Raw genomic sequence first — 12,591 nt, forward strand, 5'->3', positions numbered from 1 at the left:
TTCCACGTCGTGGCGCCCAGCAGCCTCGGCCGTGGCGCGAGGTCGGGCTGTGCGCGGCGGGAAACTGTCATCCGGTTGTTCGTGCCAAGGTGCTTTAGGAGGGATGTGACTGTGACGGCGCGCGATCGTCGGCAGGGAAACGGCGAGGGCAGCCCGAGGAAGCCGATGAGTGTCCTGAAAATGCGACTGTGGTCATGTGGGCAATGGTTCCTCGGTTCGTGCGAGTTGGTTCGGGCGCTGCTCAAGCGTTGAACCGGAACCGCACGATGCGGCTGGATCGTTTCATGCCGGGCAGCAGGTTCAGGAGGCGGTACATGCGGCGTATGTTCGCGGGCGCCTTGGCCATCAATACCGGTGAGTCGTTCATCGGCGCCTCGTCGACGTATTCGAGCCGAGGGTGCCAGTCGGCCAGCGTGGCCGGGTCGTCGAAGCCGCAGTGGAACTGGGTTCCGTAGCTACGCAGCGTGGGGTCCCATTTCGAGGTGCGCCAGGCCCAGACCGACACCGTGTCGAACTGAATCTGGCCGCTGGGGAAGGCGTCGACGACGCTGGTCAGCAGCCGCCGGACCTCGGTCTCGGTGAGGTACGGCACCAGCCCTTCGGCGACCATCAGCACCGGCCGGCCACGGGGGATACGGTCCAGCCAGGTCAGGTCGGTGACGCTGGAGCCGATCAGGCTGTAGTGCTCGCGCGGTGGCAGGAATTGTCGGCGCAGCTCGATGGTGGCGGGGTAGTCCAGGTCGTACCAGTCGACGCTGGCGGGCGGGTCGATCCGGTACACCCGGGCGTCGAGGCCGCAGCCCAGGTGCAGCACCACGGCGTCGGGGCGATCGGCGAGGAAGCTTCTAGTCCAGTCGTCGTGGGCCTTGGCGCGCACCACGGCGGCGAGGCCGATCTGGCTGGTACCGAATCTGCGCCTGTCGTAGTCGGGGTCGAGGCGGCGCATCGCCTGCTCGGCGTACCTGTCGCCGAGGATCGGGTCCGGGAGCCGGTTGTCCAGTGCTTTGGCCCTGAGAACGGGGCTGAGGGTCTTCTGCACTCCGGCGAGCCCAGTGGCATTCACGCCAGCGACAGTACTTGTGTCACAGGGAAAGCGGCGTTCCTGGGGCGAGCACGTGGACCTCGGTGTCGGGGGCCAGGGCGGCGGCGGCCTGGCGGTAGGTGTCGGGACGGTCGCGGTCCATCTTGAGCACGAGCTTGTCGCGGACGGGGCCGGCGGTGAAGGCGTAGTGGATGGGCACGGCCAGCCTGGGGTGCAGGGCGGCGGTCAGGCCGGCGGCGTCCTCGGCGTCCATGACCATCTTCCGGTTGAAGGCGGGACGGATGCGCAGGCCGTTGATGGGGAGAAGGGCCAGGTCCAGGTCGGGGAAGCGGGCGGCCACCTGGTCGAGCTCGGCGATGCGCAGGGTGTCCGCGCCGAAGAACACCGTGTTCCCGTCGTCCTCGAGCACGAAGGTCACCTCCGGCACGCCGTGGCTGGCCGGGGCCGCCGTGACCCGGACCGGGCCGAGGCGGGTGCTCTGCCACGGGTCCAGCTCGACGACCCGTTCGAAGCCCGCCGCGCGCACCCGGTCGGCGAGACCGCGCACCACCGCGAACGGCACCGACCTGTCCGGGTAGTCGGCGAACGCGTCGAGGTCGCAGTGGTCGTAGTGCCGGTGGCTGATCACCACCCCGGACAGCGGCGGCAGGTCGGCGGGGCGGGGGACGGCGGTCGGTTCGCCGTGCCGGTAGCCGGGGCGTTCGCTGAACCACGGGTCGGTGAGGATCCGCGCGCCGCCGAAGTCCACGATCACGCTGGCGTGCACGACTCGCTGAACGATGCAGGTCACGGTGGCCCCCGGTGAGTAGACACCTGTGAGTAGACGTCTGTCTAGTAATGTTGTCAAGCATGGGTCGACGAGTTCCGAACCGGCGTGGCCAGGGCGGAAGGCTGCGCGCGGACCTGGTGGAGGCGGCCAGCTCGCTGCTCGGTGAGCTGGCCGGCGAGGAGGCGCTGTCGCTGCGGGCGGTCGCGCGCCGGGCGGGGGTGGCGCCGCAGAGCGTGTACCTGCACTTCGCCGACCGACGGGCGCTGCTCACCGAGGTGTACCGGGCGCGGTTCGCCGACCTGGTCGCCGCGCTGACCGGGGCCGGCCACCCCGGCGGCGCGCGGGACCGGCTGCGCGCGATGTGTCGGGCCTACTGTCGGTACGGGCGCGAGCATCCGGGGCACTACCGGGTGCTGTTCGGCACCGCCGGGACGCCGGACTGGGAGCCGCACGAGATGGTCGGGCTGCGGGCGCTGGAGATCCTCGACTCGGCGGTGCGGGCGTGCCGGTCGGGCGGCGACCCCGGCCCGGTCGAGGGCCGTGAGGCGCTGCCGGCCACCGTGTGTCTCTGGGCCGGCCTGCACGGGCTTGTCACCCTGCGCCGGGACCGGCCGAGCTTTCCCTGGCCGGACCTGGACGAGCTGATCGACGTACTGATCGAGGCGCAGGTCGCTCGATCGGTCCGTTGACACATACCGGCGGCGTGTCAACGGGATCGACGCGCGGCGCCGGTGTGATCATATATAAATGTCACGCGCGTACCTGGTCGTCTCTGCGTTGACGCTCGCCGCGGTGGCGGCCGGGTGCGGTCTGGACGCGCCGGTCGTGTCGATGCGGCCGGCCCCGGCACCGGCGCCCGCGCCCGCATCGAGCCCGCCCGCCGCGCCCGCCGCGCCGACCCCGGCCGCCGCCGGCGGGAAGGTGCTGGGGCCGAACGGGTACGGCGCGCTGACGCTCGGGGTCCCGAGGGCGGACGCGGTCAGGACCGGCCTGCTCACCCCGGCGAACCCGGTGGCGACGAACCCGGCGGAGTGCACCCTGCACCACATCGCCGGGCGGCCGGCCGCCGAACGGATCGGCGTCTACGTCTCACCGCGCCAGGGCGTCGTCCAGATCGCGTCGGCTCCGGACTGGCGCACGCCCGAGAACATCGGCGCGGGCAGCACCCTGACCCAGGTCCGGGCGGCCTACCCGGACCTCGTCCAGGACGTCAACGGCACCACCGCGACCGTCCCCGGCAACCCCACCGCCGTCTACCGCTTCATGCTCGACCCCCAAGGCACCGTAGTCGAGTTCTCCCTCGAACTTCGCGGCCAAGAGTGCACCAACTAACGCCCCGCACACCCGGTTCGCGCCCGGCGCACCCGCTCCAGCGCGTGTGCGGTGTACGAAGTGGGTGTGCGGGCTACCCGTTGAGCACGGACCAGGCGAGCTGGACGTCTTCGCGGGTGGTGTGGAGATAGCCGACGGCTAGGCGCAGCACGATCCGGCCGGACAGGCGGGTGTGCGTGATGAAGATCTGGCCGCCGCGGTTCACCCGCTCCACGATCGCCAGGTTCTCCTCGTCGGTCCCGTTGAACCGGAAGCACGCCAGCGACAGCGAGACGTGCACCAGCTCCCAGCGCGGGTCCGCCTCCACCCAGCCGGCGAACTCGTGCGCCAGCCCGACCGAGCGGCGGATGAACTCCTGGATCCCGGCCCGGCCGAAGCAGCGCATGGCCGCCCAGAGCTTGAGCGAGCGGAAGCGCCGCCCCAGCGCCGGGCCGTAGTCCGAGAGGTTCGCCGCCTCGTCGGTGGTCCGCAGGTACTCGGGCACGATCGTGAACGCCTCGCGCAGCGCCGCCGGCCGGCGGGTGAACAGCGCCGAGCAGTCCATCGGCACCAGCAGCCACTTGTGCGGGTTGACCACCAGCGAGTCCGCCTCGGCCACCCCGGCCTGCGAGTCGCGCAGCTCCGGGCAGGCCCAGGCGCTGCCGGCGTAGGCGGCGTCCACGTGCAGCCACGCGCCGTGGCGGGCGCACAGCTCGGCGAGCTCGGGCGTCGGGTCGAAGGACGCCGAGGACGTGGTGCCCGCCGTGCTCACCACCGCCGCCACGTCGCCGCGCGCGAGCTGCTCGGCCACGGCGGCCGTCCGCATCCGGAATGCCTCGTCGGTGGGCATCGGGCGCGGCTGCATGCCCAGGATCCGGGCGTCCTTCTCCACCGAGGAGTGCGCGTGCTCGGAGAACACCACGGCGTGCCGGCCGCTGGCGTGCCGGGCCGCCACCAGCGCCGCGAGCGTGGAGGTGGACGCGGTGTCCTCGATGTGGCCGTGCCAGGCCGGGTCGAGCCCGAGCAGGTCGGCCAGCCACGACATGGTGACCGTCTCCAGCTCGGTGGACGCCGGCGACGCCCGCCAGATGAACGACACCTGGTTCAGCGTGGCGGCCAGCATCTCGGCCAGGATCGCCGGCTCGGACGACGTGGTCGCGAAGTAGGAGAAGAACCTCGGGTGCTGCCAGTGCGTGATGCCGGGCAGGATCACGCGGTCGAGGTCGGCGAGCACGTCGGAGAACGGCTCGGCGGTCTCGGGCATGCGCTCGGGAAGGGCCGAGGCGATGTCACCGGGGCTCACCTGCGCCATCACCGGCAGCTCGCGGGCCTTCTCCAGGTAGTTCGCGGCCCAGTCGACGGCCGCGTAGCCGTCGCGCCGCAGGTCGAACTCGGGAATGGCGCTCGGGTCCTGGTCTGGCACGGCTCTCACAGTAATGTCCTCGCGGTGGTGGACGTACCCGGTTACCTGCGCAGGCTCGGCATCGTCGACCCGGGGCCGCCCGGCCTGGACGGGCTGTTCCGGCTGACCGCGGCGCACGTCGAGCGGGTGGCGTACGAGGCGCTGGACATCCAGCTCGCCCGGCCGACCAGCATCGAGCCGGCGGACTCGGTGGAGCGGATCGTCGGTCGGGGCCGGGGCGGCTACTGCTACCACCTCAACGGCGCGTTCTCGCTGCTGCTGGGCGCGCTCGGCTACCGGGCGCGCCGGCATCGCGGCGGCGTGCAGACCTCCGCGCACCCCGGGCCGCCCGGGCCGATCGGCAACCACATGGCGCTGACCGTGAGCGGCCTGCCCAGCGCGGACAACCCGGACGGGGACTGGCTGGTCGACGTGGGCCTCGGCGACGGGCCGCACCTGCCGCTGCCGCTGCGGGCGGGGGAGTACGCGCAGGGTCCGTTCCGCTACCGGATCCGGGCGTCGGACGTGATCCCGGGCGGCTGGCGGTTCGACCACGACGCGCGCGGCAGCTTCGTCGGGATGGACTTCCCGCCGGGGCCGGCGGCCATCGACGAGTTCGCCGAGCGGCACCACCACCTGTCCACCTCGCCGGAGTCGAGCTTCGTCCGCACCTGCTGCGTCATGCGCCGCGACGGGGGCGGGCTGGACGTCCTCGTCGGCCGGGTGCTGCGGCGGCTGGACACCGACAACCGGGCCCGGACGGTGGACACCCAGGGTGAGTGGTTCGAGGTGCTCGCCGACGTCTTCGGGCTGCCGTTGACCGACCTGGACGCCGCCGCCAGGGACGCGCTGTGGACCAGGGTGGGCCTGGCGCACGAGCGCTACCTGAGCGAGTCCAGCAGCCAGTAGTAGGACGCGCCGACGTTCGCGGGCTCGCCGGTCACCTCGCCGAGCAACCGCCAGTAGCGCCGCAGCCTCGGGTCACGGTCCACGGCGGTCGCGGCGTACAGCTCGCGCCGGAACGCGGCGGTGTCGGTGGCCCGCCAGGCGCGCGCGTGGGCGTCGACGAACCTGTCCAGCGCGTGTCCGGGTCGGGGGCGGGAGCCGGCGAGCACCAGCGGGCGGGCCAGCTCGCACGCCTCGCCGATGCCGGCGTGCAGCTCGCCCTCGTCCGCGGCCTCGGCCAGGCGCCGCCGGTTGGCCAGCGCGCGGCGCCGCAGCCGTCCGGCCAGCGACGGGTCGGTGGCCAGCGACACCATCCCGGCGAACGCGAGCACCCGCCGCGGGGTCGGGTTCGCCGGCGGGCGGGGCGCGCTGACCGAGACGAACATGTCGAAGGTGTCCTCCGGCGGCGGCGCGGCGAACCACCGGCTCCAGAAGCCGACCAGCGTGTCGTGGGCGGAGCCGGGATCGCGGACCGTCGAGAGCAGCTCCAGGCGTGCGGGCCGCTCGGACGGCCGGGCCTGTTCGACGGCGCGCAGCGCGGCCCGGCGCCAGGCCAGGGCGGTCAGCTCGACGTCGAGGGCGGCGCGTTCGGCGGTGACGGCGTCGGTCAGGGAGCGCTCGCCGGACGCGACCGCCGCGACGGCGGCCAGGCCCAGCCCGAGCCCGCGCAGCCGCCGCACCAGGATCAGCCGGTCGACGGCGTCGGCGGTGAACCTGCGGTGGCCACCGGGGCTGCGCACGCTGGGCAGGAGTCCTTCGTCGGCGTAGAAGCGGACGGTGCGAACGGGGACGCCGGCCAGCCGCGCGAGCTCGCCGATCCCGAGTGTGACCCCGGACACGTTCGCTGGAACCTCCAGTGGGCTGGAGCTTCTACGGTACGGCCGTGCCTCGGAACACCAGCACGGATTTGCCGCTGAGCCCGGATCGCCTCGCCGACGGGCTGCGCGCCCAGACCGACGCCTTCGCCGCCGCGGTCCAGGGGGTCGATCCGCGCACCCGGGTGCCGACCTGCCCGCGGTGGCGGCTGCGGGACCTGGTCGGCCACATCGGCCAGGAGCACCGGTGGGCCGCCGGGATCGTCCGGACCGGCGCGGCGGCTCCCGTCCCCGACCCGAAGCAGGCCGACCCCGGTGCCCCGACGAGATGGGGCGAATGGCTGCGGGCCGGCGCCGAGGAGCTGATCGCGGCGGTGACCGACGCGGGCGCCGCGACTCCCGTGTGGACGGTCCTCGGCCCGAAGCCGGCGGTGTTCTGGCTGCGCCGGAGCCTGGCCGACACCTCGGTCCACCACGCCGACGCGGCCCTCACCTCGGGCGCCGCGTTCCGGATCGCCCCCGACCTGGCCGCCGACGCGGTCGACGAGTGGCTGACGCTGCTGTCCGATCCGGCCGCGCCGACCGTCAAGCCCGACGTGGCGCTGCTGCGCGGGGACGGCCAGACGCTGCGGCTGGAGCCGCCGTCCGGACCGGGCTGGCTGGTCACCCGGACGCCGTCCGGGGTGCGCGTGCAGCGGGCGGGTGGCCGGGCGGACGTCACGGTGGCCGGTCCGGTCGCGGACCTGCTGCTGGTCCTCACCCGGCGGGTGCCGCCGGACCGGGCCACCGTCACCGGCGACCGCGCGCTGGTGGAGCACTGGTTGGCCCACACCGCGCTGTGACTCACGGCGTGGCGGTTCGGCGCCGGCGGGCCAGCTCGTCGAGGATCCGTCGCCACGCCGGCGACGCCTCCACGATCCGGGACATGGCCAGCGCCATGTCCGCATGCTGGCCGACGTCCCCGTTTCCGTGTGTGGTCTCCCAGGCGTCCAGCTCGTCGATGAGCCGGTCCACCCTCGGGTCGTGCGGGTCCCAGTCCACCGACTGGTCACAGAGCAGGTACAGGCGTGTCGTCTCGGGGTCGTCGAAGCTGGCGGCCTTGTCCCGTATCGCCTGGGGCATCGCGTCCGGGTCCAGCGCCTGCATCAGGATCCACACGTCGCGCTCCAGCCGCACCGTCCGCTCGCTGACCCCGAGCGCGCGCATCCGGTTCAGGTTGTCGACCACCCCGGCGGGCAGGACCAGTGACTCGCCGCCGGCCAGCTCGGCGATCCGGCGGCGGTGCTCGGCGAGCTGGTCGATCCTGCGCTGGAGCTCGGCGTCGATGTCGGCGATGGCGGCGTCGAACTCGGCCGGCCGGGCGTGCAGCAGCGCATCGATGCGGGCCAGCGGCACCCCGGCGTCGGCGAGGGTCCTGATCCGGATGAGGTCCACGGCGGCCTGCGCGTCGTAGCGGCGGTAGCCGGAGGCGTCGCGCTCGGGCTCGGGCAGCAGGCCGACGTGGTGGTAGTGGCGGACGGTGCGCACGGTCACGCCCGCGGCCGCCGCGAGCTGGCCGATCGTGAGCACCGTCCCCCTTTCGTCGTTGTTAAGGCAATTGTCCCGTCAGGCGGCGAGGTTGACGACGTCGCGGATGGCCTGGACCACGGCGTCGGGGCGGTCGAAGCAGAGCCGGCTGTGGTCGGTGTCGGTGAGGATGCGGTGTTCGCCGTGCGAGACGGCGCTCACCAGGGCCTCGGCCATCTTGGTCTTGCCGTCGTGCATCTGGTGCAGCGACCGCTCGGACATCAGCGCCTGTTGGCCGGCGTCGACGCCCAGCGCGGTGAGCGCGATCACCGGGACGTCGGGGACGTTCGGCCCGGGCCGCAGCTCGTCGGCCAGCTCGGCCAGCGTCCCGCGTTCGGCCAGGCCGACCTCGATCCAGGTGTCGCTGACGTGGTACTCGATCAGCGGTTCGCGCACCTGCGCGGGGAAGTCCGCGAGCAGCTCGACGCACATCGCGCGGATGGCGGGCAGCCCCTGCCGGAGCTGCTCCAGGGTGGGCGCCATCCGCTCGCTCGCGGCCAGGCCCAGCTCGGGGGGAACGAAGTCGTCCCAGTCGCGGTGGAAGGCGTCCAACCAGACCAGCCCGGCCACCTCGCTGGGGTAGAGCTGCGCGAACCGGTGTGCGTAGGCGCCGCCGAGGGAGTGCGGGACGAGCACGTACGGGGCGGGGATGTCCTGGGCGCGCAGCAGCTCGCGCAGTTCCGAGGCGACCGAGGTGGCGGAGCGCGGCAGCGGCAGCGGGTCGCTGTAGCCGGTGCCGCCCCGGTCGTAGACCACGGCGGTGGTGAACCGCGCGACCTCCTGTTGGACGCCGAAGTAGTCCAGGCCGATCGCGCTCGCGCCCGGCAGGAACACGACGGCCGGCCCGCCGCCGCCCGACCGGTGCACGAAGATGCGCCTGCCCTCGACCTCGTCGAACCCCCCGACCGGCGGCGCGGGCCGGGCCGAGGACGTGATGTTGTTCGTCATGCGCGGAAGGCTCCAACCCTGACGTAGCGTCAGGGTCAAGTCCTTACGCCGGCGAGCAGCCCCCGCAGCGCCGGCGGGACGTCCATGGCGTCCAGCCTGACGTGCAGCACGGCCATCCGGTCGGGGTGCGCGGTGGCGTCGGCCAGCGCGCCGTCCAGCTCGGAGAGGGTGGCGGGGCGGGCGGTCAGGATGTCCGCGCCGGGGGCGAACGCGGTGGCCAGCGCGCACCAGTCCCACGCCGGCACGTCGTTGTAGACGGCGGCGGGGCTCTGGATCGCCCGCTCGATCGTGTAGCCGGCGTTGTCGACGATGATCACGATCGGCGCGGCGCCGTGGTAGGCCAGCGTGCTCAGGTCCTGCACTGTCATCTGCGCGGCGCCGTCGCCGACGACCAGCACCGGCCGCCGGGTCGGGTCGGCCAGCGCGCAGCCCAGCGTGGCCGGCAGCGCGTAGCCGATCGACGACCACACCGGCTGTGCCACCACGTCCGCGCCGGCGGGCAGCGAGACGTCCATGGCGGCGAAGAACGTGGTGCCGATGTCGGTGACCAGCCGATGCCCGGCGGGGAACCACCGCTCCAGCACCGCCCACAGCCCGGCCTGGTCCAGCTCGCGGGGCTCGGCCTCGTCGTGGGCGGGCTCGGACGGTGGCTCACGGCGCAGCGCGTCGGCGTCGGCGACCTCGGCGAGCGCGTCGAGCGCGGTGGCCAGCGGGACGCCCTCGATGACGGTGCCGGCCACGGTGGCCGCCGTGACCCCGAGGTGGATGGTGTGCGCCGGGTCGACGCGGTGGGTGAACGCGCCGGTCATGGTGTCGGCCATGAGCGTGCCGGCCTCGATCAGCACGTCCGCCGTGTCGACGGCCAGGATGGCCCGCTTCGCGCCGATCTCCCCGCAGTAGACGCCCGCGTAGTGCGGGTCGGCGGGGTCGAACGCGCCGCGCGCGGACGCCAGCGTCACCACCGGCGAGGCCGCCGCCTCGGCCAGCCGGGCCAGCGCCGGCTGGGTGCGGGTCCGCTCCACCAGGTGCCCGGCGATCACGGTCGCGGCTCCGGCACCGGCGAGCAGCTCGGCGGCCCTGGCCCGGAACCTGTCGAGAGCGGCCGGATCGGCGGCGGCGCGCGCCGACGGCAGCGGCTCGGCCAGCCGCGCGGCGGACACCGGGGCGGTAGCGACGTCGACCGGGATCGAGAGGTAGACGGGCCGGAGCTCGCGCACGGCGGTGGCGAGCACGGCGTCGATCCGGTCGGCCGCATCGGCGGCGGTCAGGACGGCGCCGGCGGCGGTCACCTCGGCGTAGGCGCGCGCGAACCGGCCGAAGTCGCCGTCGGCCAGGGTGTGGTGGACCGGCGCGCCGGCGGCGGCCACCGAGGTCGGCGGGGCTCCGGTCACCTGGACGAGCGGCACGTGCTCGGCGTAGGCGCCGGCGACGGCGTTCATCGCGCTCAGCTCGCCCACGCCGAACGTGGTCACCACCGCGGCGATTCCCCTGGTCCTGGCGTAGGCGTCGGCGGCGTACCCGGCGCCCTGCTCGTTCGGCGAGCCGACCCAGCGCAGCGCGCCGTCGGCGAGCACCGAGTCGAGCAGGCCGAGGGTGAAGTCGCCGGGAACGCCGAACAGGTGCTCGGCACCCAACTGCCGCAACCGGCGGGCGAGGTACTGCGCGACCGTCACTGTCATGCCCACGATGGCACGTCACGGGTGACGTCCTGCGCAATACACGCGCATACTGCTGAGCATTCTGCTCAAATCAGCAACGACTACCGGGACGGGAGCTGCACACCGTGCGCCATCTCGACCAGACCGACGCGAGGATCGTCCTCGCCCTCGACGACGACCCGCTGGCCACCACCGTCGCCGTGGCCGCGCGGCTGAACCTGGCCCGCAACACCGTCCAGGCCCGCCACCGGCGCATCGAGGCCGACGGTTCGCTCGCGCCCACCAGCGTGCGGGTGCGCCCGGGTCCGCTGGGCTACCCGGTGCTCGCGTTCATCACCCTGGCGATCAGCCAGACCCGCAGCGAGGACACCCTCGCCGAGATCACCGCCGTCCCCGAGGTCTGCGAGATCCACGCCGTCACCGGCGACGCCGACCTGCTGGTGCGGGTGGTGGCCAAGGACAACAAGGACCTCTACCGCGTCACCGGCCTGCTGCTGGGCTGCTCCGGCGTGGTCCGCTCGAACACGCTGATCTCGATGGTCGAGGTCGTGCCGTTGCGGATGGCGCAGCTGTTGCGGGTTGCCCAGTGAACGTGGGCCCGCCGTGCACTGTGCCCATTGTCACAGCGTCGGCGGGCGTGCCAGCGTGGAGCGATGACCAGGCCCGTTGATGTTGCCGAGGGAGTCCGGCGGCGGCGCATGCACCGCCAGTTCACCGACGAGCCGGTGCCGCGCGAGTTGTTGGACCGGATGGTGTGGGCGGCCTCCCGGGCGCAGCAGACCCGGTCGGGGATACGCAACATCGTGGTGGTCGACGACCCCCGGCTGATGGCCACCGCGCGGCAGGTGCTGCCCGGGTTCGTCAACAACGCGCCGGCGATGCTGGTGCACTGCACGGACCTGGTCGCCGCCGAGAAGCTGGCCGGCCGCGCCTGCGTCGAGGTGACCACTCGGCTGGACGCGGGCGCGGCGTGCGCGCACCTGGCGCTGATGGCCCAGACGCTGGGGCTGGGCACGTGCACGGTCACCAGTTGGTCGGACGCCACCGCCCGCGCCCTGTTCGACCTGCCCGAGCACATCCGCCCCGACGTCACCGTCGCCGTCGGGTTCGTGCCGCCGTCGCCGCCGCGCGCGGCGCGCGGGTTCACGACGGCGGTGCACCACAACCGGTTCGGCGAGGAGTGGGTGAATGCCTGAGAACCTGGACCGCGAGCTGTTCAAGATCATCACGTACCTGGTGAACAGCGCGCCGCTGAGCCTGGAGGAGACGCCCCAGCTGTCCGCATTCCGGCTGGCCGACGCGGCGAACCGGCTGATGGCGCTGGTGGACGACGACGAGTTCCTGCGCGCCGCCGGCGACGACTTCCGGGCGCACTTCAACCTGGTCATGACCGACCAGCCCGCCTTCGAGGCCTGGCTGGCCGACAACGCCGGACGGTTCACCCTGGAGACCCGCCGCCGCGAGCTGGGGACGTAAGCGCTCCGGCGCCCAGCAGGCGGCCGGCGGTGGCCACCAGGAACGCGCGGTGGTGAGCCCGCTGTTCGAGGTCCGCCGGGTCGTGACCGATGATCATCTGGGCCAGCTGCGGCACGTACAGGGTCCACTCGGCCAGGCCGATGAGCAGCATGAGCACGCGTTCGGCCGGCATGTCGGCGTTGATGTGCCCGGCCCGCTGGGCGGCGGCGACGGCGTCCACCTTGGCCGCGTAGCCGGTAGAGCGCTGCGCGAAGTTGGGTGCCTGGCGAGGGGGGAAGGACAGCGCCTCCCACTGGACGAGGCGCACCAGCCGGGGGTTCTCGGCGCAGTAGTCGAACAGCTCGCCGACGTACTCGGCGAGGTTGTCCGGCCGCGGCTCGACCGCGTGCGCCAGCTTGTCCAGCTCGTGGCCGAGCACCATGGAGAACAGCGTGGTCTTGTCTCCGAACTGCTCGTAGATCGCACGCTTGTTGGCGTTGGCGTTCCGCGCGATCCGTTCCACCCGGGCGCCGGCGATGCCGTAGGCGGCGAACTCCTCGACGGCCGCCTCCAGGATCCGCCGTCGGGTATCGGACGCGTCGCGGGGCACCGAGGGAGTATCGCACGCCCCGGCCCGTTACGTACCGAACCGATCGGTTCGATACGCTGCCTGCCCGTGA

At 73.2% G+C, this 12,591-nt stretch carries 15 protein-coding genes; 7 read left to right on the top strand and 8 right to left on the bottom strand.

The annotated features are described in order from the left end of the window. Positions 1-241: 241 nt before the first annotated feature. Both N912_RS0126025 and N912_RS0126030 read right to left on the bottom strand, forming a co-directional pair. Positions 242-1,063, bottom strand: a complete 822-nt coding sequence (locus tag N912_RS0126025; RefSeq protein ID WP_028924700.1) for a class I SAM-dependent methyltransferase — start codon at positions 1,061-1,063, stop codon at positions 242-244. A gap of 19 nt (positions 1,064-1,082) precedes the next feature. Next, positions 1,083-1,832 (bottom strand): MBL fold metallo-hydrolase, encoded by a 750-nt coding sequence (locus N912_RS0126030; RefSeq protein ID WP_028924701.1) that lies wholly within the window; start codon positions 1,830-1,832, stop codon positions 1,083-1,085. A 59-nt stretch (positions 1,833-1,891) separates the two neighbouring features. Between N912_RS0126030 and N912_RS0126035 the strand changes: the two genes are divergently transcribed. Both N912_RS0126035 and N912_RS54670 read left to right on the top strand, forming a co-directional pair. Then, complete coding sequence (locus N912_RS0126035; protein WP_169747954.1) at positions 1,892-2,500, top strand: TetR/AcrR family transcriptional regulator; 609 nt, start codon at positions 1,892-1,894, stop codon at positions 2,498-2,500. Between the two features lie 58 nt (positions 2,501-2,558). Then, the gene (locus tag N912_RS54670; RefSeq protein WP_051580808.1) at positions 2,559-3,143 is read left to right on the top strand and encodes a hypothetical protein; all 585 of its coding nucleotides are present in this window, start codon (positions 2,559-2,561) and stop codon (positions 3,141-3,143) included. A gap of 73 nt (positions 3,144-3,216) precedes the next feature. Here the strand turns inward: N912_RS54670 and N912_RS0126045 are convergent, their stop codons facing one another. Beyond that, the gene (locus tag N912_RS0126045) at positions 3,217-4,545 is read right to left on the bottom strand and encodes a pyridoxal phosphate-dependent decarboxylase family protein (RefSeq protein ID WP_028924703.1); all 1,329 of its coding nucleotides are present in this window, start codon (positions 4,543-4,545) and stop codon (positions 3,217-3,219) included. Positions 4,546-4,569: 24 nt separating this feature from the next. Between N912_RS0126045 and N912_RS0126050 the strand changes: the two genes are divergently transcribed. Beyond that, positions 4,570-5,433: an arylamine N-acetyltransferase family protein gene (locus N912_RS0126050; RefSeq protein ID WP_028924704.1), complete on the top strand. Its 864-nt coding sequence runs from the start codon at positions 4,570-4,572 to the stop codon at positions 5,431-5,433. Here the strand turns inward: N912_RS0126050 and N912_RS0126055 are convergent. Beyond that, positions 5,406-6,308 (bottom strand): MerR family transcriptional regulator, encoded by a 903-nt coding sequence (locus N912_RS0126055; RefSeq protein WP_028924705.1) that lies wholly within the window; start codon positions 6,306-6,308, stop codon positions 5,406-5,408. The genes N912_RS0126050 and N912_RS0126055 overlap by 28 nt on opposite strands. 44 nt (positions 6,309-6,352) lie before the next feature. Here N912_RS0126055 and N912_RS0126060 point away from each other — a divergent pair, with 44 nt between their 5' ends. After that, positions 6,353-7,126, top strand: coding sequence for a maleylpyruvate isomerase family mycothiol-dependent enzyme (locus N912_RS0126060; protein WP_245645426.1), 774 nt, complete (start codon positions 6,353-6,355; stop codon positions 7,124-7,126). Position 7,127: 1 nt separating this feature from the next. On the opposite strand, the gene N912_RS0126065 is transcribed toward N912_RS0126060, so the two are convergent. The 3 genes from N912_RS0126065 to N912_RS0126075 are packed head-to-tail and all read right to left on the bottom strand — an operon-like array spanning position 7,128 to position 10,477. Continuing rightward, complete coding sequence (locus tag N912_RS0126065) at positions 7,128-7,853, bottom strand: MerR family transcriptional regulator (protein WP_028924707.1); 726 nt, start codon at positions 7,851-7,853, stop codon at positions 7,128-7,130. A 36-nt stretch (positions 7,854-7,889) separates the two neighbouring features. Beyond that, positions 7,890-8,798, bottom strand: coding sequence for an alpha/beta fold hydrolase (locus tag N912_RS0126070; RefSeq protein WP_028924708.1), 909 nt, complete (start codon positions 8,796-8,798; stop codon positions 7,890-7,892). A 35-nt stretch (positions 8,799-8,833) separates the two neighbouring features. Then, positions 8,834-10,477, bottom strand: a complete 1,644-nt coding sequence (locus tag N912_RS0126075) for an alpha-keto acid decarboxylase family protein (protein ID WP_028924709.1) — start codon at positions 10,475-10,477, stop codon at positions 8,834-8,836. Between the two features lie 104 nt (positions 10,478-10,581). Between N912_RS0126075 and N912_RS0126080 the strand changes: the two genes are divergently transcribed. The 3 genes from N912_RS0126080 to N912_RS0126090 all read left to right on the top strand — a co-directional run bounded on the left by N912_RS0126080 (position 10,582) and on the right by N912_RS0126090 (position 11,932). Then, on the top strand, positions 10,582-11,046 hold the full coding sequence (locus N912_RS0126080) for an Lrp/AsnC family transcriptional regulator (RefSeq protein WP_245645427.1): 465 nt from the start codon (positions 10,582-10,584) through the stop codon (positions 11,044-11,046). A 63-nt stretch (positions 11,047-11,109) separates the two neighbouring features. Continuing rightward, complete coding sequence (locus N912_RS0126085; RefSeq protein WP_028924711.1) at positions 11,110-11,652, top strand: nitroreductase family protein; 543 nt, start codon at positions 11,110-11,112, stop codon at positions 11,650-11,652. Then, complete coding sequence (locus tag N912_RS0126090; RefSeq protein ID WP_028924712.1) at positions 11,645-11,932, top strand: DUF6092 family protein; 288 nt, start codon at positions 11,645-11,647, stop codon at positions 11,930-11,932. Before N912_RS0126085 ends, N912_RS0126090 begins: the two co-directional genes overlap by 8 nt. Here N912_RS0126090 and N912_RS54675 read toward each other — a convergent pair. Beyond that, the gene (locus N912_RS54675; protein WP_051580812.1) at positions 11,895-12,521 is read right to left on the bottom strand and encodes a TetR family transcriptional regulator; all 627 of its coding nucleotides are present in this window, start codon (positions 12,519-12,521) and stop codon (positions 11,895-11,897) included. The genes N912_RS0126090 and N912_RS54675 overlap by 38 nt on opposite strands. Positions 12,522-12,591 lie beyond the last annotated feature (70 nt).

Source organism: Actinospineispora acaciae DSM 45401, assembly GCF_000620785.1.
GTDB classification, from domain to species: Bacteria; Actinomycetota; Actinomycetes; order Mycobacteriales; family Pseudonocardiaceae; genus Pseudonocardia; species Pseudonocardia acaciae.

Bases quoted from the DNA above. Each gene is read 5' to 3' on its own strand.
- N912_RS0126075 (WP_028924709.1), bottom strand. From the start codon at position 10,477: ATGACAGTGACGGTCGCGCAGTACCTCGCCCGCCGGTTGCGGCAGTTG.
- N912_RS0126070 (WP_028924708.1), bottom strand. From the start codon at position 8,798: ATGACGAACAACATCACGTCCTCGGCCCGGCCCGCGCCGCCGGTCGGG.
- N912_RS0126090 (WP_028924712.1), top strand. From the start codon at position 11,645: ATGCCTGAGAACCTGGACCGCGAGCTGTTCAAGATCATCACGTACCTG.
- N912_RS0126085 (WP_028924711.1), top strand. From the start codon at position 11,110: ATGACCAGGCCCGTTGATGTTGCCGAGGGAGTCCGGCGGCGGCGCATG.
- N912_RS54670 (WP_051580808.1), top strand. From the start codon at position 2,559: ATGTCACGCGCGTACCTGGTCGTCTCTGCGTTGACGCTCGCCGCGGTG.
- N912_RS0126035 (WP_169747954.1), top strand. From the start codon at position 1,892: ATGGGTCGACGAGTTCCGAACCGGCGTGGCCAGGGCGGAAGGCTGCGC.